The organism is Pseudomonas sp. IT-P4, from assembly GCF_949767755.1.
GTDB lineage: Bacteria > Pseudomonadota > Gammaproteobacteria > Pseudomonadales > Pseudomonadaceae > Aquipseudomonas > Aquipseudomonas monachiensis.
In genome coordinates, this window is record NZ_CATKPX010000019.1 from 70,282 (window position 1) to 92,217 (window position 21,936).

18 protein-coding genes are annotated in these 21,936 nt (G+C 62.0%); 1 reads left to right on the forward strand and 17 read right to left on the reverse strand.

The window, feature by feature from the left end; genetic code table 11:
• Positions 1-103: 103 nt before the first annotated feature.
• Positions 104-1,021 (reverse strand): LysR family transcriptional regulator, encoded by a 918-nt coding sequence (locus ACM6IT_RS04665; protein WP_414912860.1) that lies wholly within the window; start codon positions 1,019-1,021, stop codon positions 104-106.
• Between the two features lie 97 nt (positions 1,022-1,118).
• On the opposite strand from ACM6IT_RS04665, the gene ACM6IT_RS04670 reads away from it, so the two are divergent.
• Positions 1,119-1,958 (forward strand): AraC family transcriptional regulator, encoded by an 840-nt coding sequence (locus ACM6IT_RS04670; protein ID WP_223542257.1) that lies wholly within the window; start codon positions 1,119-1,121, stop codon positions 1,956-1,958.
• 796 nt (positions 1,959-2,754) lie between these two features.
• Here the strand turns inward: ACM6IT_RS04670 and ACM6IT_RS04675 are convergent.
• The 16 genes from ACM6IT_RS04675 to tssJ form a co-directional block, all read right to left on the reverse strand.
• Positions 2,755-3,318 (reverse strand): NUDIX hydrolase, encoded by a 564-nt coding sequence (locus ACM6IT_RS04675; RefSeq protein ID WP_056723948.1) that lies wholly within the window; start codon positions 3,316-3,318, stop codon positions 2,755-2,757.
• 1 nt (position 3,319) lies between these two features.
• Complete coding sequence (locus ACM6IT_RS04680) at positions 3,320-4,072, reverse strand: GntR family transcriptional regulator (RefSeq protein ID WP_046042558.1); 753 nt, start codon at positions 4,070-4,072, stop codon at positions 3,320-3,322.
• A gap of 88 nt (positions 4,073-4,160) precedes the next feature.
• Entirely contained in the window at positions 4,161-4,550 is a 390-nt protein-coding gene (locus ACM6IT_RS04685) for a carboxymuconolactone decarboxylase family protein (protein ID WP_414912859.1), read from the reverse strand.
• A gap of 19 nt (positions 4,551-4,569) precedes the next feature.
• Complete coding sequence (locus ACM6IT_RS04690; protein WP_414917611.1) at positions 4,570-6,021, reverse strand: NAD-dependent succinate-semialdehyde dehydrogenase; 1,452 nt, start codon at positions 6,019-6,021, stop codon at positions 4,570-4,572.
• A gap of 71 nt (positions 6,022-6,092) precedes the next feature.
• Positions 6,093-6,578: a flavin reductase family protein gene (locus ACM6IT_RS04695; RefSeq protein WP_056723952.1), complete on the reverse strand. Its 486-nt coding sequence runs from the start codon at positions 6,576-6,578 to the stop codon at positions 6,093-6,095.
• Positions 6,579-6,590: 12 nt separating this feature from the next.
• Positions 6,591-8,072, reverse strand: a complete 1,482-nt coding sequence (locus tag ACM6IT_RS04700) for an aldehyde dehydrogenase (protein ID WP_414917612.1) — start codon at positions 8,070-8,072, stop codon at positions 6,591-6,593.
• Positions 8,069-8,902 carry an alpha/beta fold hydrolase gene (locus tag ACM6IT_RS04705; RefSeq protein WP_056723956.1) on the reverse strand — a complete coding sequence of 278 codons (834 nt, stop codon included), beginning with the start codon at positions 8,900-8,902 and terminating at the stop codon, positions 8,069-8,071. The genes ACM6IT_RS04700 and ACM6IT_RS04705 overlap by 4 nt, the downstream gene beginning before the upstream one ends.
• Before the next feature lie 44 nt (positions 8,903-8,946).
• Positions 8,947-9,537 (reverse strand): amino acid synthesis family protein, encoded by a 591-nt coding sequence (locus ACM6IT_RS04710; RefSeq protein ID WP_007978708.1) that lies wholly within the window; start codon positions 9,535-9,537, stop codon positions 8,947-8,949.
• A 366-nt stretch (positions 9,538-9,903) separates the two neighbouring features.
• A complete protein-coding gene (gene tssA, locus ACM6IT_RS04715) occupies positions 9,904-11,001 on the reverse strand; it encodes a type VI secretion system protein TssA (protein ID WP_414917613.1) in 1,098 nt (365 codons plus the stop codon).
• Positions 11,002-11,095: 94 nt separating this feature from the next.
• Entirely contained in the window at positions 11,096-11,614 is a 519-nt protein-coding gene (locus ACM6IT_RS04720; RefSeq protein ID WP_034150979.1) for an Hcp family type VI secretion system effector, read from the reverse strand.
• A 163-nt stretch (positions 11,615-11,777) separates the two neighbouring features.
• On the reverse strand, positions 11,778-14,252 hold the full coding sequence (gene tssM / locus ACM6IT_RS04725) for a type VI secretion system membrane subunit TssM (protein WP_414917614.1): 2,475 nt from the start codon (positions 14,250-14,252) through the stop codon (positions 11,778-11,780).
• Positions 14,249-15,175, reverse strand: coding sequence for a type VI secretion system-associated protein TagF (gene tagF / locus ACM6IT_RS04730; protein WP_056723967.1), 927 nt, complete (start codon positions 15,173-15,175; stop codon positions 14,249-14,251). Before tagF ends, tssM begins: the two co-directional genes overlap by 4 nt.
• A 31-nt stretch (positions 15,176-15,206) precedes the next feature.
• Positions 15,207-19,079 (reverse strand): type VI secretion protein IcmF/TssM N-terminal domain-containing protein, encoded by a 3,873-nt coding sequence (locus tag ACM6IT_RS04735; RefSeq protein ID WP_414917615.1) that lies wholly within the window; start codon positions 19,077-19,079, stop codon positions 15,207-15,209.
• 30 nt (positions 19,080-19,109) lie between these two features.
• Complete coding sequence (icmH, locus tag ACM6IT_RS04740; protein WP_409079355.1) at positions 19,110-19,823, reverse strand: type IVB secretion system protein IcmH/DotU; 714 nt, start codon at positions 19,821-19,823, stop codon at positions 19,110-19,112.
• A complete protein-coding gene (gene tssK, locus ACM6IT_RS04745) occupies positions 19,820-21,163 on the reverse strand; it encodes a type VI secretion system baseplate subunit TssK (protein ID WP_046042543.1) in 1,344 nt (447 codons plus the stop codon). Before tssK ends, icmH begins: the two co-directional genes overlap by 4 nt.
• Positions 21,160-21,915 carry a type VI secretion system lipoprotein TssJ gene (tssJ, locus tag ACM6IT_RS04750; protein ID WP_082562940.1) on the reverse strand — a complete coding sequence of 252 codons (756 nt, stop codon included), beginning with the start codon at positions 21,913-21,915 and terminating at the stop codon, positions 21,160-21,162. Before tssJ ends, tssK begins: the two co-directional genes overlap by 4 nt.
• Positions 21,916-21,936: the final 21 nt, after the last annotated feature.

Below are 21,936 nucleotides of genomic sequence, written 5' to 3' on the forward strand. Positions count from 1 at the left end.
CTTGCTCGCGAAGGGGCCGTGTCAGTCGACATCATTGTTGAATGACATACCGCTTTCGCGAGCAAGCCCGCTCCCACAAGGATTGCGGCGTTGCAGGCAGGCCTTAATTCGAGGCCAGCAAGCGCCGGTCAACCGACAGCACCGCATCGACCATCGCCAGCGCGGCCGGTGTCAGGGAATGCCCGGCACGGCTGACAATGCCGTAGTGCAATTGCAGGCCGGGATCGTCCTTGGGCACATCGGCAAACTCCAGCAGGTGGATCAGGCCCTGATCGACCAGTTCGGCCAAGGCCTCCACGGTGGCGATACCCACCGCGTCGGAGCGCATCACCACACGGCGGATCGCATCGAATTGCGCGCATTCCACGCTCGGGTTGAAGTCTGCCTCGCCCTGCACGTCGGCGAGGATCTTGCGGATCATCGGCGGTATCCGCGTGCCGACCACCGCGTAGTCGAGCAGGGCGCGCAGGGTCGGGTTCTGCTGCTGCACCAAGGGATGACCGACACGGCAAAAGAACCGCCCGCGTCGAGGGCGCAGCAGCTGAACCTGGTATTGCGGGTCGCCGGTGAAGTACCGCGCGTCGGCCACCAGGAATTCGATCTGCTGCTCACGAAGCCAGACCGCCAGTTGCTCCCAGTCGCCCTGGTGGAAACTGATGCGGATCGCCGGGTGCGCCTGGATGAATTCCGCCAGCGCCTCGGGCACCAGCACCTGGGCCGGGTACGGGCCGCAGCCGAAGTGCAACTCGCCACCGGTCAGGCCGTTGTATTGCGTCAGTTCGTTGTGCAAGGCCTGGCTGCCGGCGAGCAGGCGCCGGGCGTGTTGCAGCACCAGTTCACCCTGGCCAGTCAGGCGGAATTCGCGACTGCTGCGTTCTACCAGCGCGCAGTCGAGGTCGCGCTCCAGGGTCTGGATGCTGCGACTGAAGGCGGGTTGGCTGAGGTTGATCGCCTCGGCGGCCCGGCCGAAGTTGCGGTAATCGGCCAGGGCGACAAGGTGGCGGAGTTGTCGTAGGTCCATCATGCGTCTCCTGCATTCGGCGGATACTTTTAATGCATTGGATCGATAGCACAGAGGCTGGCATAAGTACACGCCTGTCTTCTCGCCGTAACCTGCCATGACCCCTCAACTGTTCATTTCCAGCGCCTTCACCCGCACCATTCTCAGCCATGCCCGGCAGTCCGGCCTGTGTCAGGACCAACTGCTGGAACGGGCCGGCATCTGCCTGTCATTGCTCGAAGGGCAGGACCTGCATGTGCCCGTGCATCTGGTCGAACGCCTGTGGAGTGAATGCGAACGTGCGGGCGCGGGGGTGTCGTTTGGTTGCGATCTGGTCAACGGCATGGCGACCACTACGCTGCGGGGGTTGAACATTCTGCTGGACTCCGCCGCGACCCTGCGGGCGAGCCTGGCGTGTTTCACCGATTTCCTGCCGCGGGTAACCAATTACGTGGTGGCGGAATTGGAGGAGGGTGACGGGCAGGCTCGTTTGCACTTGCGCAGTGCTGACCGGCAGCCACATTTTTTCGGCCTCGATGCGGCGACCCTGACGTTGGTGCGCAACATCGCCCGACGTTTGGGGCGAGCGCCGGCCAAGGTGTTCATCGCGGTCCAACTGACACCGCAACAGGCTGCCGGGCAATGGTTGCGTAGCGCTGGTGTCGAGGTGCTGGAGGGTTCACATCCGTGCCTGAGCCTGCCGGCTGCCAGTCTCGATGAGCCTCTGCTCGGGGCCAACGGTTTTTTGCATCAGAGTATGTTGCGGCACTGGCAGACTGCGGCGGTGCAGCATACCCGCAGTGACAGCCTGGAGATGGCGCGGCACTGGTTGACGGCGGGGGATCAGCCGATCGAGCGGATTGCCGAGCGGTTGGGGTATCGGCAACCGAGTAATTTCATTCGGGCGTTTCGCAAGCAGTTCGGGATTACTCCGAAGCAGTTTCGTCTTGGTTTGTAGTTTTGGTTGAGTACATATCCGTTGCTGCGGTAACGGCGACTTATGGTTTCGCCCTTACGGCGAGTCCCTTTGGCAAACGCCGGAGTGCCGGCCCAGCCCAAAGGAACCAAAGGTCTCGCCCCGAACGTACGGCCCCTCGCTGGGGCTCGGGGTTCCTTCGCTGCGGTATTCATCCAGGGGCATTGCCCTCCGGTCGGCTTCGCTTCGACCTACATGCAATGAGTTCGACTGCGTCGAACGGCGCTGCGCGCCCATCCCCGGATGAACACCTCCACTCAGCCTGCCGAGGGGGCGGTTGGATCAAGATCAAGAGCTGCAGGCGAGCTAACGCTCGGCCTGATGAGTGGTGAGAAGCGACGCGGTGGTGTGGGCTGCTCTGCCTTTGCTCTTCTGTGGGAGCGAGCTTGGTCCGGGCGGCGTTCCGACGATGGCGGCCTTATGGCCGACCAATCTCTTTCGGCTAAACGCATTCCCCCCTGTAGGAGCTGCCGCAGGCTGCGATCTTTTGATCTTGATTTTCCGCACCCTTCGACATTGTCAAAAATCAAAAGATCGCAGCCTCGTTGCACTCGACAGCTCCTACAGGGAAACACGCACACATCAGAACCAGGCCGGTAGGCCGCCTCGGGCGCTGTTGCGGTGCACGCCCCCTCGTGAGGCCGAATGTCAGGGGCAAGAGCGTTTGGTTACTTTGCGCCGGGCCGCGCAGGCTTTTCCAAGTGACCCGCCGTAAGGGCGGAACCTTAAGCGGCCGTTACCAAAGAAACGGATATGTACACGGTCAAAACCCGCAGCATCAGCGAATAAAGTGAATCTTCCCGCTGTCATCATTACCCATGTAGATGCCATACACCCCGGCCTGGCGCTCCTCGATATAGCGCTCAAGAATCTGCCGGATCGCCGGGTAGTAGATGCTGTCCCAGGGAATATCCTCAGGCGCGAAGAACTGGTAGTCGAGGGTTTCCGGCCCGTACTGCCCGGTGATCTCCAGCGCGATGGCGCGGAAGATGATGTACACCTCGCTGATCTGCGGCACGCTGAAGATCGAATAGGGCGAGACGATTTCCGCACGCACGCCGCTTTCTTCCCAGACTTCGCGCAAGGCCGCCTGCTCGGTGGTCTCACCGCTTTCCATGAAGCCCGCCGGCAGGGTCCAGGTGCCGGGGCGCGGTGGAATGGCGCGCTGGCACAACAGGTACTTGCCGTCCTGCTCGATGATGCAGCCGGCAATGATCTTCGGATTGACGTAATGGATGTAGCCGCAGCCGCGGCACATCAGGCGCTCGTGCGTATCGCCCGGCGGCAACTGTGACCTAAGGTCTGCGCTGCCGCACTTGGGGCAAAAGCTCGGGCTGAACATGTCAGCGACCTATGCGCGGTTCTTTCAGCGCGATGGGCTGGGTGATCGCCGGGATGTCGCCGGTTTCTTCCTGCTTGCGCTTGAGGTAGTCCAGGGCCACGGCAGCGGCTGCACGCACATGGTCGACGCATGCCTGGTGGGCGGCCAGCGGGTCACCGCCCTTGATCGCCTCGACCATGCGTTCCATTTCCTGGTTGCTGGCGCCGCGACGGTTTTCCTGGGACACCGAGGTTGCGCGCAGGTAGCTGATGCGTGCTTGCAACTGGCGCAACTGAGTGGCCGCGACATGGTTGCCCGAGCCTTCGAGCAGCACGTCGTAGAAACCCTGCACCGAGTCGATGACCTGTTGCAGCTCGCCGTCTTTCAACGCCTTGCGGTTTTCTTCCAGGGCTTTTTCCAGGGCCTTGATGTCCTTGGCCTTGGCGCGCAGGGTGAACAGCTGAACGATCAGCCCTTCGAGCACGCAGCGCAGCTCGTAGATGTCCACGGCATCGGCCAGGGTGATGATCGCGACACGCGGGCCCTTGGCGTCGGCGAATTCCACCAGGCCTTCGGATTCAAGATGACGCAAGGCTTCGCGCACGGAAGTACGGCTGACGCCCAGGCGATCGCACAGATCGCGTTCGACCAGACGGTCTCCCGGCAGGAGCTGGAAGTTCATGATGGCGCTTCGCAGTTTATCCAGCACGATTTCGCGCAGGGTAACGGGGTTGCGATTGACCTTGAAGCTGTCGTCGAGTGGCAGGCGTTTCATGGGGTCCGCTCTGATTGTGGCTGTCCATGCAAAAAGAACACTTCGATTACGGGAATCTGGGTGCCCGGTCAGATCAAACAGCCAAGGGTTAACTGGAGGCCTCGGCATCGGCTTCGGCGAAGGCTTCACGGGCGAGCCGGAAACTGTCTACGGCAGCGGGGACACCGCAATAAATGCCGACCTGAAGCAATATTTCGCGTATTTGCTCACGACTCAGGCCGTTACGCAAGGCGCCGCGCACATGCAGCTTGAGTTCATGGGGCCGGTTGAGGGCCGAGATCATCGCCAGGTTGATCATGCTGCGCTCCTTGAGCGACAAACCCTCACGACCCCAGACATGACCCCAACAATATTCGGTGACCATTTCCTGCAACGGTCGAGTGAAGTCGTCGGCGTTCTCGATGGAACGGTTGACGTAGGTCTCGCCCAGCACCTGGGTGCGGATCTTCAGGCCTTTTTCGTATTTTTCGTTGCTCATTTGCGTCGCTCCCGTGGGCTCAGAGGCCGCCCATCAAGGTGTATTTGAGTTCCAGGTAATCCTCGATGCCGTACTTGGAACCTTCACGGCCCAAGCCTGAAGATTTGATGCCGCCGAACGGTGCGACTTCGGTGGAAATCAGCCCTTCGTTGATCCCGACCATGCCGTATTCCAGTGCCTCGCTCATGCGCCAGGCGCGGCCCAGGTCGCGGGTGTAGCAGTAGGCGGCCAGGCCGAATTCGGTGTCGTTGGCCATCTCGACGGCCTGGGCCTCGGTGTTGAAGCGAAACACGGCGGCCAGCGGGCCAAAGGTTTCATCCCGCGCGACCTTCATCTGCGTGGTGACGCCGATAAGCACGGTCGGCTGGAAGAAGCCGTTACCCAATGCATGGCGCTCGCCGCCGCACAGCAGTTGTGCACCGTGGGCCAGTGCGTCTTGCACGTGGTCTTCGACCTTGGCCACGGCACGCTCGTTGATCAGCGGCCCTTGGGTGACGCCATCATCGAAACCGCTGCCGACCTTGAGCTGCGAAACCCGCTCGGCCAGGCGCGCGACAAAGGCGTCGTGGATGCCGTCTTGCACCAGGAAGCGGTTGACGCAGACGCAGGTCTGCCCGGCGTTGCGGAATTTGGCGATCAGCGCGCCATCGACGGCACGCTCCAGATCGGCGTCGTCGAAGACGATGAATGGCGCGTTGCCGCCCAGTTCCAGCGAGACTTTTTTCAGGGTCGGCGCGCACTGGGCCATCAGCAATTTTCCGATCCCGGTGGAGCCGGTGAACGACAACTTGCGCACGAGAGGGCTTGAAGTCAGCTCACCACCGATGGCAATGGCATCGCCAGTGACCACGTTGAAGATGCCCGCTGGAATGCCGGCCTGTTCCGCCAGTGCGGCCATGGCCAGCGCCGAGAACGGCGTTTCCGGGGCCGGCTTGACGATGCACGGGCAACCGGCCGCCAGCGCCGGGCCGGCCTTGCGGGTGATCATCGCCGCCGGGAAGTTCCACGGCGTGATGGCCGCGACGACGCCAATCGGCTCCTTGCTGACCACAATGCGCGCATCACCCTTGTGGCTGGGAATGGTGTCGCCGTAGATGCGCTTGGCCTCTTCGGCGAACCACTCGATGAAGCTCGCGGCATAGAGGATTTCACCCTTGGCCTCAGTCAGTGGCTTGCCTTGTTCGAGGGTGAGGATTTCAGCCAGGGCGTCGGCGTTCTCCAGCATCAAGGCATGCCAGCGCTTGAGCGTATTGCTGCGCTCCTTGGCGGTCAGTGCGCGCCAGGCCGTCCAGGCTTTGTTGGCGGCCTCGATAGCCTGGCGCGCGTGCTCGGCACCGAGGTTCGGCACCCGGCCGATGAGTTCACCGGTGGCCGGGTTGAAGATGTCCTGACAGGCGCCATCCGGCGCGTCCAGCCATTGGCCGTTGATGTAGGCCTGCTGACGGAACAGTAACGAGGCTGCTGGGCTCATGCCGGCTCCCGAGTAAAGTGGTGGACCCTGTGGGAGCAAGCCCGCTCCCACAGGGGGATTGTGTTCAACCATCAGGCCAGGGTGGGCAGCGGCCCCAGCTTGCCTTTGTGGTAGATCATCGGCGTGACCGGTTGCGCGGGCAGGATCAGGTTCTTCACCGCGCCGACGATGATCGCGTGATCACCGCCGTCGTATTCGCGCCACAGTTCGCACTCGATGATCGCCGTCGCCTTGGCGAGGATCGGGTTACCCAAATCGCTCAAGTGCCACTCGATACCTTTGGCCTTGTCCTTGCCTTTACCGGCGAAGGCATAGGCTTCGGCGGTCTGCTCGGCGGACAGCAAGTGAATCGCGAACTGCTTGCTGTCGCGCAGCACCGGATAGGTGTCGGAGCCGTAGTTGGGGCAGAACAGCACCAGTGCCGGATCGATCGACAGCGCACTGAAGGCGCTGGCGGTGATGCCGACGATGCCGCCTTCCGGGTCCAGGGTGGTGACCACCGTGACCCCGGACGGGAACGAGCTCATGACGTCTTTGTAAATGCCGGGTTCGATCATTTTCCAGGACTCCTAGCGCATCACGAAGGGATCAGGCATCGGTGCCTGGGACAGGTTGATCCACACCGTTTTCAGCTCGGTGTAGGCCAGCACCGAATCGATGCCGCTTTCGCGTCCATAGCCGCTGTTCTTGAAGCCGCCGATCGGCGCCATGGCCGAGACCGCGCGGTAGGTGTTGACCCAGATGATCCCCGAACGCACGTCCCGGGCCAGGCGATGGGCACGGCCCAAATCTCGGGTCCAGATGCCGGCGGCGAGGCCGAACTGCGAGTCGTTGGCAATCGCCAGCGCTTCGGCTTCGTCCTTGAACCGGATGACCGAGGCCACCGGGCCAAAGACTTCTTCCTGCATGATCTTCATCGAGTTGCGGTCGCATTCGAACAGCGTCGGCTCGTAGAACCAACCGTCGCCCAGACTCTCCGGACGCTTGCCACCCAGACGCAGACGCGCACCTTCGGCGATGGCATCGGCCACCAGGCCTTCGACCACGGCCAGTTGCTGCGCGGTGGCCATCGGGCCCATTTCGCTGCTGTCGTCCTGGGGGTTGCCGATGCGGATGCGCTGGGCGCGTTCCACCAGGCGGCCGACGAACTCATCGTAGATTTCGTCCTGCACCAGCAAGCGCGAACCGGACACACAGCTCTGCCCGGAGGCGGCGTAGATCCCGGCGATGGCGCCGTTGATCGCGCTGTCGAGGTCGGCGTCGGCGAAGATGATGTTCGGCGATTTGCCCCCCAGTTCCAGCGACAGCTTGGCGAAGTTCTCCGCGCTGCTGCGCACCACATGCCGCGCCGTGGCCGCGCCGCCGGTGAAGGCGATCTTGCGGATCAGCGGATGGCGGGTGAGGGCGGCACCGGTGCTCGGGCCGTAACCGGTGACAACGTTGACTACGCCCGGTGGAATCCCGGCTTCCAGCGCCAGACGCGCCAGTTCAAGAATCGTTGCCGAGGCGTGTTCCGACGGCTTGATCACGATGGTGTTGCCCGCCGCGAGGGCCGGGGCAAGTTTGATCGCGGTCAGGTACAGCGGGCTGTTCCACGGAATGATTGCGGCGACCACGCCCATGGCTTCGTGCACGGTGTAGGCAAACAGATCTGGCTTGTCCAGCGGCAGGGTGCCGCCTTCGAGCTTGTCCGCCAGGCCTGCGGTGTAGTGGAAGAACTCTGGCAGATAACCAACCTGGCCACGGGTTTCGCGGATCAGCTTGCCGTTGTCGCGGCTTTCCAGCTGCGCCAGTTGTTCTTTGTTTTCGGCGATCAGGTCGCCCAGGCGTCGCAGCAGTTTGCCACGAGCGGTGGCGGTCAAACCGCGCCAGGCCGGGCTGTCGAACGCGGTTTGCGCGGCTTGTACGGCGCGCTCGACATCGGCTTCGTCGGCATCGGGCAATTCGGCCCAAGGTTCGGCCAGCGCCGGGTTGAGGCTTTCGAAGGTCTTGCCGGACAGGGCATCGACCCATTCACCGCCGATGCACATCTGGAAGCGTGCGAGTGTCATGCAACGATCCCCTTGATCTGGTTTTGTTGGGAGTGCGCGGTCTGCAGAAACTCCAGCAACAGCTGGTTGACCAGGCGCGGCGACTCTACCGGCATCATATGCCGTTGCTCGGCGAGCACGGCAACGGTCGCACCGGGAATGCGTTCGGCCAGTTGCCTGGCCATTTCCGGGGTCGAGCCGGGGTCCAGTTCGCCGGTGGCGATCAACGTCGGCACCCGGATGCTGGCCAGGTCGTCGGCGCGGTACATGTCCTGAGTGGCGAACAGTTCATAAGTGGTCAGGTAACCCTGCGGATCATTACCGGCCAGGGTCTGGCGAATCGCGGCGATCTGCGCCGGATTCGCGGCCTGGTATTCACGGCTGAACCAGCGCGACAGCGCCGCTTCGGCATTGGCGTCCGGCCCGTGTTCGGCGGCCTGGCTGGTGCGGGCGATGACTCCGGCGCGCTGTTCGGCGCTGCGGTTGAACACGCTGTTGAGCACCACCAGGCCCTCCAGGCGTTGCGGGTAGTGCAGGGCAAACGCCCGCGCCACCAGCCCGCCCATGGAAAAACCGATCACCGTGGCCTTGGGCAATTGCAGATGGTCGAGCAGCTCCAGCAATTGGTCGGCATAGCCGAGCAGCGGCGTACCGCTTTCCGGGCGTGGGCTGGCGCCATGGCCGAGCATGTCGTAGGCGATGACGCGGTACTTCGTGGCCAGGCCAACGATCTGGCCGCCCCACATTTCTTTGTTCAGGCCCACGCCGTGGATCAAGACCACGGGCTGGCCTTGGCCGGTCGCCAGGTAACTGGTGCCAGCCGGGGTGAGTTCAGCGGTGAGCCGAATCATGGAGCGCTCCTGCAATGCCTTCTTGTTGTCGTTCTGCTGGCCGGTTACTGGGCTTTTTCGGCTGCCAGTTCTTCCAGGTCGATGTAGCGGTTGCCGATGCGCGGGTGCAGGCGGCCGCCGTCGGCGCAACCCAGGACCACGACGATTTCGTCGGCACGGGGTGCATCTTCGATCTGCATTTCCAAAGTGATGTAGTGCGAGCGAAGGCCTTCGTCGTCCTTGTGCATCATCGGGATCTGGATCGAAGTGCCCGGGCCGCCGCGCTTGTTGGTGAAACTCAGGTAACTCTTGGCCTTGACCGCTTCGCGGTAGTGGTTACCGAAGCGCAGGGTGTGGATCACCGCCGAAGCGTGTTCGATTTCGCCATCGGCGCCGACCACCGCAGCCTTGCCGTAGGCCTCGATTTTCTCGGCACCGCCAATGATGCCCACCAGACGCTCGACCATCAGCGCGCCGAGGTCGGAGCAGTTGGCGCGGATCTGCGGTTTCAGGTCTTCGACGAAACCGTTGCCCAGCCAGGGGTTTTTCATCACCACGGCCAGACCGACCATGGTCACGGGCTTATCGGTGGCTTTGCCGCCTTCAATAAAGGTTTCTTCGACATAGCTGACGATCTTGCGGATTTCGAAACTCATGAGCTGCTCCGTAGAGGTTTTGGGTGTCTGTGCGTCTGATGGTATACCATAATACCGGAAGCACAAGTCCCTGAACGGAGTTTCTGGCTGGATGGCAGGTAAAAGTTCGCGCAGTGGGCAGCAGCGGACAAACGGCGGGCACAGGTTCACGCCGGGTGGGGTGGGTAATGTTGTTGAGGAAGGGACGACAGTTATATCTGTGGCGAGGGAGCTTGCTCCCGTTGGGCCGGGCTGGTGCACCAGCGCGTAGCGGCTCAAATAAAGGGACTGCTTCGCAGTCCTACGGGAGCAAGCTCCCTCGCCACGGGGTATCGATTGATCTTTCAGGGGGGCTAGCAGAAAGGGGATGGCATTACCTGATGGTCGTCAGGACTTCGCGTCTTTGGTCCCCAGCACATCACGGATGTTGTCCACCACATTGCTGTCCTTGATCACATCATTGAGCCAACCCTCGAGCGGCATGTTGCCCCATTTGATCGCGCGTTCGATCAGGTAGGGGACGGGGCTCTGGGGTTCGGTCTGCTTGAAGAACTGCGCGATGCCAGCCAGCAGGGTGAACGCTTCGTCGCGGGTTTGCGGAGTGGTGCGCAGCGGCGTGACGGGGATGTCTTGCCGGGTCTGGGTCATTGCGGCACCTGCGGGTTGTGCGCCAGCGCTTTCGGCGACGGTCGGGGTGGGCGCGACAGGGGCCGGGTTCAGTTCGATACCGCGATCCTTTAGCAGTTTCTCGGCCAGTTGCCCGGCGCGGGACAGCACGTCATGGAGCCCGGCAAAACTCGGCGCGTCGTGGCCGAACAGCCTGTCGGCAGTGCTCTGCAGTTGCTGGCAGGCCTTCAGGCTGGCGGCGATTTCGCTGGCTTTCTGGCGCAGGTGATCGGAGTCGGTCAGCACCACCGAACGCTGGAACACCTCGGCGTTGATCTTGCCTTCGTCGAGGGCGGCGCGCATGGCCTGGGGGTTCTGCAACGCCAGGTTTTCGACATGCCGGGATTCGTCATAACGCAGCAGGCCGTACTGTTGGCCCTGGGTGATCGGCAGTCCGCCCACCACATCCGTCAGGGTTGTTTTCATCCACGCCAGGCGGGCAGCGCGTTCATCGACCCCATCCTCGAGGGAAGGGAAGAGGCCGGTCCAGAAATTGTCCAGCAGGCGTTCGGCCAGGGTCAGGCCGAAGGTGATACCGGTGAAATGGTACTTGTGCGCCAGGGCTTCGCTGAGCCAGGCGACGAGCATCAGGTCCTTGCTCTGTCGAGCCAGGCCCTGGGCTGCCAGGGTGAGGGTCAGATCCCAGTCGGATGACTTCAGATCGGTTTGCCAGTCACCCTGGGTCAGGTAATCGGGGTCTGCTCGCCGTGCTTCTTTCACCTGATCGAACAAGGTGGAAAAGCTCAGGTCTTCGCCGCCCCCCTCATTGATGGGCGCGGTCAGTTCGGCCAGCGAAAGGTCGTTGAGATATTCAGACATGGGAAACTCTGATCAGACTAAAAGAACACCGCGCCCGCCGGGCAGGCACGGTGCCGAAAACGAGCCGCGTGCGCGGCCCGTCATTGCAACGGTGTTATGCGAAAACCTTGTTCGCGGTGCGATCCCAGCCACCGGTGACGTTACCGCCGCCCTGGCCATCGGCACGGCTCTGCTGGGTGTAGGTGGTCTTGATGCGGGCGAAGTTGAAGCTGATTTCTTCGATCGGCAGATCGCCAACCGATTTGTCTTCACCGTTCTGGCTGCCACCGGCGACTGCTTTGACCGACGACACCACGACTTCTTCCAGGTTGATGGTCAGGTAGGTGACCTTGTCACCACCGGCACGGTTCACGTTCAACTGGATCTTGGCGATGTGCGTGCCTTTGCAGCAGGCTTCGAACAGCTTGGCGGAAGCCTTGTCCACGGCTTTGCGGATGCTGAAGTCGCTCAACGCAACACGCTCCGACGAAGCACCGCCCGAAGAGCTGGCCGTCGCGGAAGTCGCCTGGGTTGCGCCGTACTCGTAGCCCAGCACTTCGATCCAATCCTTGTGTTTGTCGTCCAGAACTTCACCTGGAATGCCGTCGATCTGGATGTATGCGTCAAATGCCATTTCTATTTTCTCCTTACCTTCATTTAAAGGGATGTCACCTGCAAACAGGTCGCAGCCCTTCGTTTTAACCTCTTCGAAACAATCAACAGAGGTGTCTTATGCCGGCCCGGGCCTCTCGTCGAGATGACCCGGATACCGGTATTTCTTCACAAGGCGCGCATGCTCAGTTGAGTGCCCGCACTTCGATTTCTACTCGCCGGTTAGGCTCAAGGCAGCGGATCAGCAGGGCCCTTGGCTGCTGCATGTCGCACTTGACCAAGGGCTTGTTGCTGCCTTCGCCGACGGCTTCGACCAGCTCGCCGGGTACGCCTTTGCCCACCAGGTAGGTCTTGATGGTTTGTGCCCGCTGTTTGGAAACCTGCAGGTTGCCCTGGGGATCGCCGAGCTGGTCGGCGTGCCCGGCGATAATGATTTTTCCGATGTTCGGGGTGCTGAGCAGCTTGCCGGCGATCGCGCTGAGCTGGCTCTGGCCTTCAGTCTTCAGGCTCTGGAAGTCCGCACGGGCGAAAGCGAACAGGGTGTCCGACTCCAGCGTGATGGTTTCGATCGAGCGCAACGACTGGGTCAGCAGGCTGTTGATGTAGTTTCGCGAGCTGGAGATCAGGAACGCGTTGTCGAGGATCCGCGGCACGTCCGGCTCGTGGATCTGGTCGCTGTAGAAATTGATCTGACGGCTGGCGAACTCATAGTCCGAAGCGGCGACACTGGCATTGCCGACCTGACGGGCAATCGCCGGGTACCAGTAATCCGGGATTTTCGCTTTCAGGAACGCCGGGTCGGCCTTTTCCCGTTGTGCACGGGACAACATGACGTAGGTGTCCAGCGTTGCCTTGCCGAAACCGGCGATGGATTGCGCCCGGTTGTCATTGGGCAGGGCCTTGGGTTCGACGCTGTCCACGCCGGTCACGGGCATCAACTCTTTGGCGTTGCGCTGATAGACCTTGAGCGTGGTCAGCAAATACAACGAGCGGGTCAGGTTGTCGGCCGTGGGCTTGAGCATCACGCTTTCCAGGCGGTCGAAGTAGCGGCTGCGCACCAGTGGTTCTACCTTGTGGCCTTGATAGAGCCCCAGGCGCATGCGCAGCGGCACACCTTCGTCGTGATGCTGCGCGTAGTAGTGCGCGGTCCAGAAGCGCAGGCGATCGAGGGTTTGCCAATCGGTGTACTGAGCGGGTACAGAACGGTTGTCGATGCCAGCCTGGGTCAGTTCTGCCGAGAGGCTTTGCAAGGTGTTTTTGTTGTTGACGTATGACCAGCCCAACAGGCTGCACAGCAGCACAGCGACCAGTGCGGCACCGCCGATCCAGGTCGCCCGGCGCCGACGCTCGCGGTGGTTGGTGGTGTACAGCGCCACCAGATGCTGGTCGGGAATGATGACCTTGCGGAACAGACTGTTGATGAACAACGGGCGCGGCTGCGCGTGACCGTTGGCGATCTCCCGATCACCTTCCAGGGAAAAGCGCTCCGTCACTTGCCGTGCGTGTCCGCCCAGTTCCGGCTGGTCTGCGTCCAGTGCACTGGTGAAATAGAAGCCGCGCAGCAGTTCCGCACTTTGATAAGGGTTGGCGCGCAACAGGGCATCGACGAACAGCTGAAGCCGTGGCTTGAGGGCTGCCAGTTCCAGCGGAAACCGATACACCGCCGAATCCTGCCGGGTGATCTGGATGTCTTGAGTGACCAACTGCTGGCTCGCCACCTGGTGCCAATAGCTGACCAGCTCGTCCATCGCGACGCCGAAACGCTGCCCCCAGTCGGCCTGCTCATAGCCCTTGTGGGAGAAAGTCTTGCCCATGACTTCGCCGCGTGCGGTTTCATCGAGTTGGCGATAGAAGGGCGCAAAACCCGGCACCAGGTCGCACTTGGTGAACACCAGGTACACCGGCAGGCGCACTTCCAGCAGGGCATGGGTTTCCTGGATGCGTTCGCGCAGGCGCTTGGCGATGCGCTCCTGATCTTCGAGCGAGGCTTGCAGGATGTCGTGGATGCTGACGGTGACGATCAGGCCATTGAGCGGCCGGCGCTGGCGATGCTGGCGCAGCAGTTGCAGGAACGCGCGCCATTTGCCGGCCTCTTCCTGGTTGTTCATGTAGCGGCCGGCGGTGTCCAGCAGCACGGCTTCGGAGCTGAAGAACCAGTCGCAATTGCGGGTGCCACCCAGACCGGCGACTCGCACGCCCTCACGCTCGGCGTAAGGGAAGTTGAGGCCCGACTGGTAGAGCATGGTGCTTTTGCCCGCTGCTGGCTGACCGACCACCAGGTACCAGGGCAGGGCATACAGCGCATCCTTGGGGTTGCTGCCCCGTGGCTTGTTGCTGTGCAAGCGCTCGATACTCTGCAACAGACGCTCGCGCAACAGGCTGACTTCTTCGCGATCCGCCGGGCTCGCGTTCAACACCGCCTGATCGGCATCCTCGCGCAGCAGGCCTTCGAGATTGTGATGCCGGGACACGCCCCGATAGAGCAGCAGCACATAACCGGCGGACAGCACCAGGAACACACCGATGCCGGTCAGCAGGCTGTTGAGCGAACTGAAATCAAATGCACGCCCGAGGCCCCACACCACGAAGATCGTGAGGAAAAAGCACACCCCCAGGATGTAGGGTTGATAGCGCAAGAAGTAATACTTGATCTTGTTCATACAGGCTTCGAATCCAGGGCATCGACAAAACGGTCGATAACGTCACCCAGAGGGCGGTCGATTTCGGGAAAGGCGTGTGTGCGGTGGTGCTCGTCAAAGGCATCGAAGGACGCCAGTACGTCGTAGCTCTGCGAACGGTCACTGATGCCTGTCAGCACGCGGTAGGCGTCGCTGGTCTGGCGCGATGCAAAACAGATCAGCCGGGGACGCATGAAGTCGTCCGCCAGCAGGCTGATCTGCGGCACGGCGCGTTCCGGGGTCATTTGTGTCAGCCAGGTGACCCACAGATCGGCGGTCGGATTTTTCAAGCCCCGTTCCGCCGGCAAGGGCAGGGCGATGCCGATGGGCGTCGCATGAGCCAGGTGCCGCCTGAGGGCTTGAAGCCGGGTCAACACGGCGTTGGTGACGAATTCCGGGTAGGCGCCTTCGAGCGCGGTGCTGATATCGCGCAGGTTGAAGTTCACCAGGAACTTGTCATGCACGCGCCGGAACAACTCGAAGTCCTGGCCTTGCAACGGGCGCAGGGCCTTGATGCGGTCGAACAGCACCGAGGTGCTTTCGCCCTGGACGGCCAAGTGCAGCAACGGCCTGATCTGCCCGCTGAACAATTCGCCGAGGGTGAACGGATTGACCAGAGGCTCGGCTTCGCTGGCCTTGAGGGTCTGGAAAATGAAAAACGGATAGCGCCGTCCACTCGAATCCCTCGAGCTGATCAGCCCGCCCAGCAACCAGTTGCCGCTGCGTGCGCGGTAGCTGAAAAAGCACAGCGGCAACCCGTCGAACAGCTCGCGCCAGTCTTCGCGATGCTGCAGGGCGGCCAGCGCGCCTTGCAGCCAGCTATCGAACTCGCAGACGTCGTCGCCCGCACCTTGCAGGCTGACGAAGTCCGGGCTCGCGGGCACCTTGCCGAAACAACCGATCATTGGGCGGTTCCCGGGCTCAAGGTTCGGCGGCTCACAGCGCTTGACCTTCTTTGGCGTTGAGCGCGCTCAATGCCTTGACGTTGGCCAGGTCCGTCAGCTTGACGCCGCCGTAGTTGCGCACGGCGAGGCTGACCGGACCACTGCTGGTGTTCCAGCTGAAGCGTTGCTGGATACCGTCCAGATCGTTGACCCGCGCGCTGTCGTTCATCCGCAGCAGGCCCCAACGGCCCGGGTAGTCGAACACCGTGATGCGTTCGCCGGAAAGGGTGACCACATCCAGGCGAGCACCCGGCGTGGTGGTCGTGCCCGGCCACGAGAAGCGGCTCCAGCTGGTCTTGCCGTTGCGGTAGTGCTGCACCTGGCCGTCGAGGGTGAAGATGATGTCGGTCAGGTTGGCGGAAGGTTCGAGCATGATCTCGAAGCCGTTGTCGCGGTCAGACAGGCTGGCGATCACCTGGCCCAACGAGCTGGCCTTGTCGATGCTGTTGACCATGTTCGGGTTGACCAGCGGCGTTGCCTTGCTGTTGCTGCTCATCCCCAGGCCTTCGCCACCGGACAGATTGCCGATTTCGTTGCGCTTGAAGTTCGGCAGCAGCCCGGATTCGGGGTCGACGAAACGCTGCAGATCCTTGACCGACGCTTCGTTGCGGCTGCCGGGCGCAATCGGGTAACGGTGCGCCATGACCTGTTCCCACGGCTTGGCAATCTGCTGTGCCCAGGCTTTGGCAATCTGCTGGCCAGCCGGGTCGCGCAGGGTTTCCCAGGCAAACTGGATCGGTGAGCTGAACAGGCCTTGCAACGAAGTGGACAGACCGCCCTGGCTGGTGTCGACGGTGGTCTCGACATAGTTGCGCACACTGGTCACTTCACTTGGCAGCCCTTCGAGGGTTTCGCTGATTAGCTGCTTGCTGCTTTTGCCAACGTCCTGGGAGCGCTGGATATTGTTCATCCGCACCTTGAGTTTGCGCAGGGCCGCGAGGTAACGGTCCATGATCGTGCTGTCGGCGCCTTCGGCGTTTTGCACCGCAAACACCCGCGACACTGGCTCGAAGCGCTTGGCCAGGCTGCCGTCGTCGACCGCTGGCAAAGGTGAAGTCAACGTGCTTGGCGATGCATTTTTCCCGTCGAAAATCCCGGTGACGCTGCTCCAGAATCCGTCATCGGGCTTGATGCCCGCTGGCAGGGTTTCGCGAGGGGCAGGGACATCCCATTGGGTGTTGTCGTTGACCGCCGCCAGGAGGATTTTCACCGGCGAGTTCTGCACGTCGCTGAGCAGCGACAGTTGCTGGGTCGCATTGGCCATGTCGGTGAAATGGCGAATACCGACGCTGTCGATGAGGGTGTACCAGGCTTGCGTGTAGTCGCGCTTGTAGCGCGTCATGAATTCACGGATGAAGTTGGCCTTCTGCACGATGCTGTCGGCGCCTTCGCCGTCGAGCACCCAGTCCGATTCGTTTTGCAGGTTGCCCGACACCAGTTTGATCAGCTCTGGCTTGACGAATTGCTCCCAGCCCTGGCGGGTGAAAATCGCCGGAACCGCTTCGGTGCCGTACAGCAACTGGCGGCCGGGCATTGGCACCAGGTCGCTCAAGCCAACGGCCGGGAACTGACGGCCGGATTCGAGTTGCAGGCGCAGGTATTCACGGTCGACCAGCGAGCTGGAAATCATGAAGGACTTGAGGCTGTTGCGGGTTTCGCTGATGAGCTGCTCGTTGCGCGACAAGGTCGGTGCCTGGCCATTCTTGAGCAATTGCACATAGACCGGCGAGTTGTCCTGAATCACCGCCGTGCTGACAGGATTGTCGGCACTGGCGGTGTTCGCCCAGGCCACCGGCAATGCAGCGCCGACGAATTCAGGGTCTGGATGGGTGCCCGGTTGCGTGAGCATCAGGTAGAGCTTCAGCGCGTTGTAGGACTCGATGATGGACGCGACTTGCCGCTCATCCAGCCGGCCGAGCATTTCCTCGGACAGCGAAAGCCCACCGGTGGTCGCCGACAAATCAGCGGCATCGCTCGCGGTGGCAGGGTTGCGCAGTGCCGTCAGCGCGTCCCCCCGTGCCTTGTTGGCGGCACCCTTGGCGGCACCGGTCAGGCGGCTGGCAACATCACCGCCACTGCGCGGCAGGTTATTCAAGCGCACCGGCAGTTTCTGGCCCTGCACGCGGGCCTTGAGCGAGTCGGCTTTGTTTGACGCAGGCACAAAGCTGTTCTGCGCATCCATGGTCTTGGCGAACTCATTGAAGGCGCGCATCTGCAATTGCAGTTGCAAGGTGACCGGTTCCAGCGCCTGGGTACGCAGTTGCTGCAAGTAGGCGGCCTGCGCGACGCGGTAGATGTCATCACCACGATAAAGGCCTGCGCCAAGTTGCAGCGGCACGCCTTTGGCACGGTGCTTCTCGATGGCCGAGAGTTGCTCGCGCAGCAGTTCCAGGCCTTGGCCCGAAGCGAGCAACCCGGCACGCTCCGGGGACTGTTGCAGCTCGGTCAGTTGCCCGCGCAATGTGGCCAGCCATTGGCGGTTGTTCTGGAACGACAGGCCTTGCCAGCCAATGAACGCAACCCCGGCCAGTACCGCCAGGCCCAGCAGGGCAGGGCTGGCGGAGGTGTTCTTGCCCAGGCGCGACTGATAGAGGGTCAGGTCACGGTCGGGGAAGATCACCCGACGGAACGTATCGGTGATGAAGTAGCTGCGGTCGCTGATTTTCTTGCCGCTGCTTGGCTGCGGTTGCTCATGTTCCGCTTGCAATGCAAACGACTCGGCCAGGTCGTCTTCATACACCTGGCTCAACTGCTGGTCGGTCTGCAAGGCGCTGGTGAAATACAGCCCGCGCAGCAACAGTGGCGCACCGCTGCGACCGGTCTCGGCGAAGTGCTGGAGAAACTGCTCCAGCACCCCCGACAGCTCGGCGAAATAGTTCGGGAAGTTCAGCAGGGCGCTGTTGGCATCGGCGCCCAAGGCAATCATCTGGGCGTCGACGTGACGGCGAATATGGCCGTGCAGGTTGGCCAGCTTGGCATCCAGCACCGGGCGCAAGCCCTGGTTGCGGATCTCGGACAAGCCGAAGGTCATGCCCAGCGGTTGCTGGCGCTCGTTCAGGTCCAGGCCTTCAAATGCCTGGCTGAAGCCCGGCAGTTGATCGGTCTTGCTCAGCATCAGGTAGATCGGCGGACTGGCGTCCAGGCAATCGTTGTATTCCTCGATGCGCGACACCAGTTGGGCGGCCAGTTCGTTGCGCTCGGCGGCGCTGCACGCCAGCAGTTCCGGCAGGCTCACCACCAACACCAGACCGTTGACCGCGGCCTTGCTGCGCTGCTTTTTCAGCATGCGCAGGAAGGCGGCGAATTCGCTGGCCGACGGGTCGTCCCGCAGGTAGCGACCGGCCGTGTCGATCATCACGGCCTCGGGGCTGAAATACCAATCGCAATGCTGGGTGCCGCTTTCGGTGTCATTGGCGCTGCTGGCAATGCTTGCGGACAGGCCCGAACGGGTCAGCAACGAGGTCTTGCCCGCTGCCGACATGCCGATGACCAGGTACCACGGCAAATCGTAAAGCGCCGACGAACCGCCGCCACCGGCCGAACGGTCGGCGCGCAGCATGGCGATGGCATGCTTGAGGCGTTCGCGCAGCACTTGCTGATCGCGGAATTCACCAGTGGATTTGAGCGAACGATCGACTTCGATCTGCACCAGGTTTTCAAGGTTGTGCTCGGCGCGGATGCGCTTGTACTGACGCAGCACAATGATCAGCAGGTAGAAGGCGCTGACGATCGCCATTGCCTCCAGCGCATAACCGCGCAGCCAGCTCACGTGCGGGGCCACGAACCAGCAGACCGCCAGGCTCGCCAGCCACAGGACGGGAACGAGGAACCAAAAACTTTTCAACGAGCGCAATAATGTCTTCATGTCTTCCTGACTCGATTACCTGACCTGTTTTCAGGCACTGAACAGCTGGCTGATTTGTTCGGACAATGCGGCCAGGTCTTTGCCCAGCAACCAGTCCAGCGTCAGGTAGACACCCGCGCAGACCAGCGCAATCAGCGCCAGGTAGAGCCAGAGGGGCACCTCATGGCGCAGCATCTGCGAGACCTGGTCGGGCAACGCCCAGTCAGGCGAGAGGGCCTTGGGGGTCTTGCGAAAGCGCGCGATGTCCTGGCCCAGGGTATTGGCCAGGTAGCGCAGCTGGTCCTTTTGCCCGAGGCTGAACTTGCCTTCGAAACCCAGGGCCAGGCACAGGTGGTAAACCTCGAGCACGTCGAGGTTCTGTTTGACGTCGCCACGCAGTGCATCGATTTTTTCGAAGAAACCTTCGCCGGCCAGGTGCACGCCGAAATAGCGGAACTGCAGCGGCTGCAATTCAAAGTGCCGGCGCAACTCGTTGTCCCCGGAGCGCAACACGCTTTCATCGAGGAAGGCACACAGGGCGTACTGGGTGTCTTTCACCTGTTCAACGCTGTAGTTGGCGCCACGGGCATCGCGTTCCAGCGCCTTGAAGAAGGTGTCGACGCTCGCCTCGAAGGCGCTGACCGAAGTCACCTGGCGACCCTTGCGCACGATCAGCGCCATGCTGATGAAATCCTGCACCAGATCTTTGAGGGTCGGTTTTTCACGGGCGGCCGCAACGGCGCCTTGCAGTACGGCTTCGGTCATTTGAGTACCGCCATCAGTTCAAGCTTGAGGTTGGTGAACGCGCTGGGCGCATAGAAAGAGATGGCCTGGGCACTCATCATTCGCTCGTACACCCGGCCATGGGGTTCGATGGAGAAGTAGTGATTGTCCAGTCGCACCGGAATCGCATTGGGCAGGCGTGTCGAGTGATTGAGGGTGACCCCCGGCATGGCGCTGTTGACCACCACTTCGATGTCTTCCGGCGAGCCGACCTTGAACGCTCGCGGCACCAGTTCCAGCAGGCTCGCCCCCGGCATGTCGGCGTGCACGGAGATGTAGAAGTCCGCCTCCGCCAGTCGTGGGTCGTGCAACTGCCCTTGCCAGTACGAGGGTTTGGTCTGGGTCAGGTTGATCACCACACACTGGTTCGGCACCACGTTGTCGAGCAGCACGCGAATCATTTCGTCGAGCTTGACCAGCGAGGCCGCCGGGTCGTGGTGGTCGTACTCGGGGATGTCGTTGAGCTGGGTGTCCAGCGAGAACGTCAGCAAGCCGCCGGCGAGTTCGGCCAGGAACAGATACAAGCGCTCGGGGTGCAGGCGTGGATGCGCAAGCAGGTGGGCCAGGGCCGGGTGGGCACGGTTCACCGTGTTCAACAGCCAGAACAGGGTCACGTCGCTGGAGCCGAACTCGGCGATCTGGTCCGCGCGCTCGCGACGACGGCCCGACAGCGCCTTGCTCTTGGATTGCAGGGCGCCGAGCAAACGCTTGCCCAGTCCGATCAGGGTGTCGTGGGTGCCCAGGTGCAGCGTCGGGTGCACAAAATGCCCGTCGAGGTTGAAGCCACCGATGTTGTTGCGCGACAGCCGGGCAATCGGGCACCAGGTGTAGCCATCGAGGTTGTCGCCGTCGATCAGCATCACCACGTTCAGGCGCAGGCTGGTGATTTCGTTTTCCAGGTCGCCTTCGTTGAGGTCCGGCAAGGTGTCGAACTGCTTGCGAAAGCGTCGCCCGGTCTTTTGTTCCTGGCCGTCTTCGACGTAATTCAGGCCGAAGGGCTCCGGCAGCTTCAGCGCGGCGTAGACCTTCAGGTCGTTACCCTTGAGCAAATCCTTCAAGTCACGAGCCGCCGGCAGCGGGTCGTGCTGCGGTGCGTCGAACAGGCTGCCGTCGGGGAACACCAGCTTCAGCCGCTTGAGTTGCAGGGAGCCGGTGGCGAGGGCTTCCTCGTCCACTTCCAGCAACTGCACGCCCCAGTGAAAAGGCGTGTTGCGCAGGGTCGCCTGCGCCAGCTGATGCTGGTGGAACTCATCCTGATACTGGAAATGTTGTGGCAAAAGGAACATGCCTTCGGACCACATCACCCGGCTTTGCTTACTCATTGAGCGCCTTCCAATAATGAATTCAATTTCGAGTCCACGGCTTTTTGCGCAGAGCCAACGGCTTTGTCCTGGACCTTTTGCACCACGGCGTCCTGAACACGTTCGGTCAGTGTCGGTTCGGCAGACGGGTCGGGCTGGGCGGTGGCCTTGGCCAGTTGCTCCTGGGTCTTGGGTTTGTCCAGGACATCGACACCGCTGACGGCGGACACGGTGTTGTTGTCCACCAGCACCCGCAGACCGTCGGAGGAGAACCAGATGCCGTCCTTGCGCAGGGAGTTGGCATCAAACGCGACCTTCCAGTGGCTGTTCTCGTCGGTGCGGAAAAAAGCCGCGACACCGACATAGCCCGCCGCCTTGTTCAGCGGCCACTTGTCGACTTGCCCCATGCCCGGCAACAGGGTGATTTCGCGGTTTTCGATCAGCGTATTACCGAGAGCCTTTTGCGGGTCGTCCCACAGCGAGTCGGCATCCACCGAGGCAAAGCGCTCCAGCGATGTCAGCTGGTACACGCGCAGCACCACCGAAAGCGGTTTGCCGGACGCGTCGGGATTGAGCTGGTTACCGCCGTCGGACGTCAGGATGACTTTCTCGTTGTCGTCGAACAGCATGTCGCCGGCCCACGTGTCGTCCACGCGCTTGCCGACCCGGTCGGTGACGCCACAGGCGCTCAGTACCGCCATCATCGCCACCGCCGTCAGGCATTTGGCCAATGCCGTTTTCGCGGGACGCTTCCCTGAATATCTCTTGTCCATGACCACTACCTGTAAATGCCC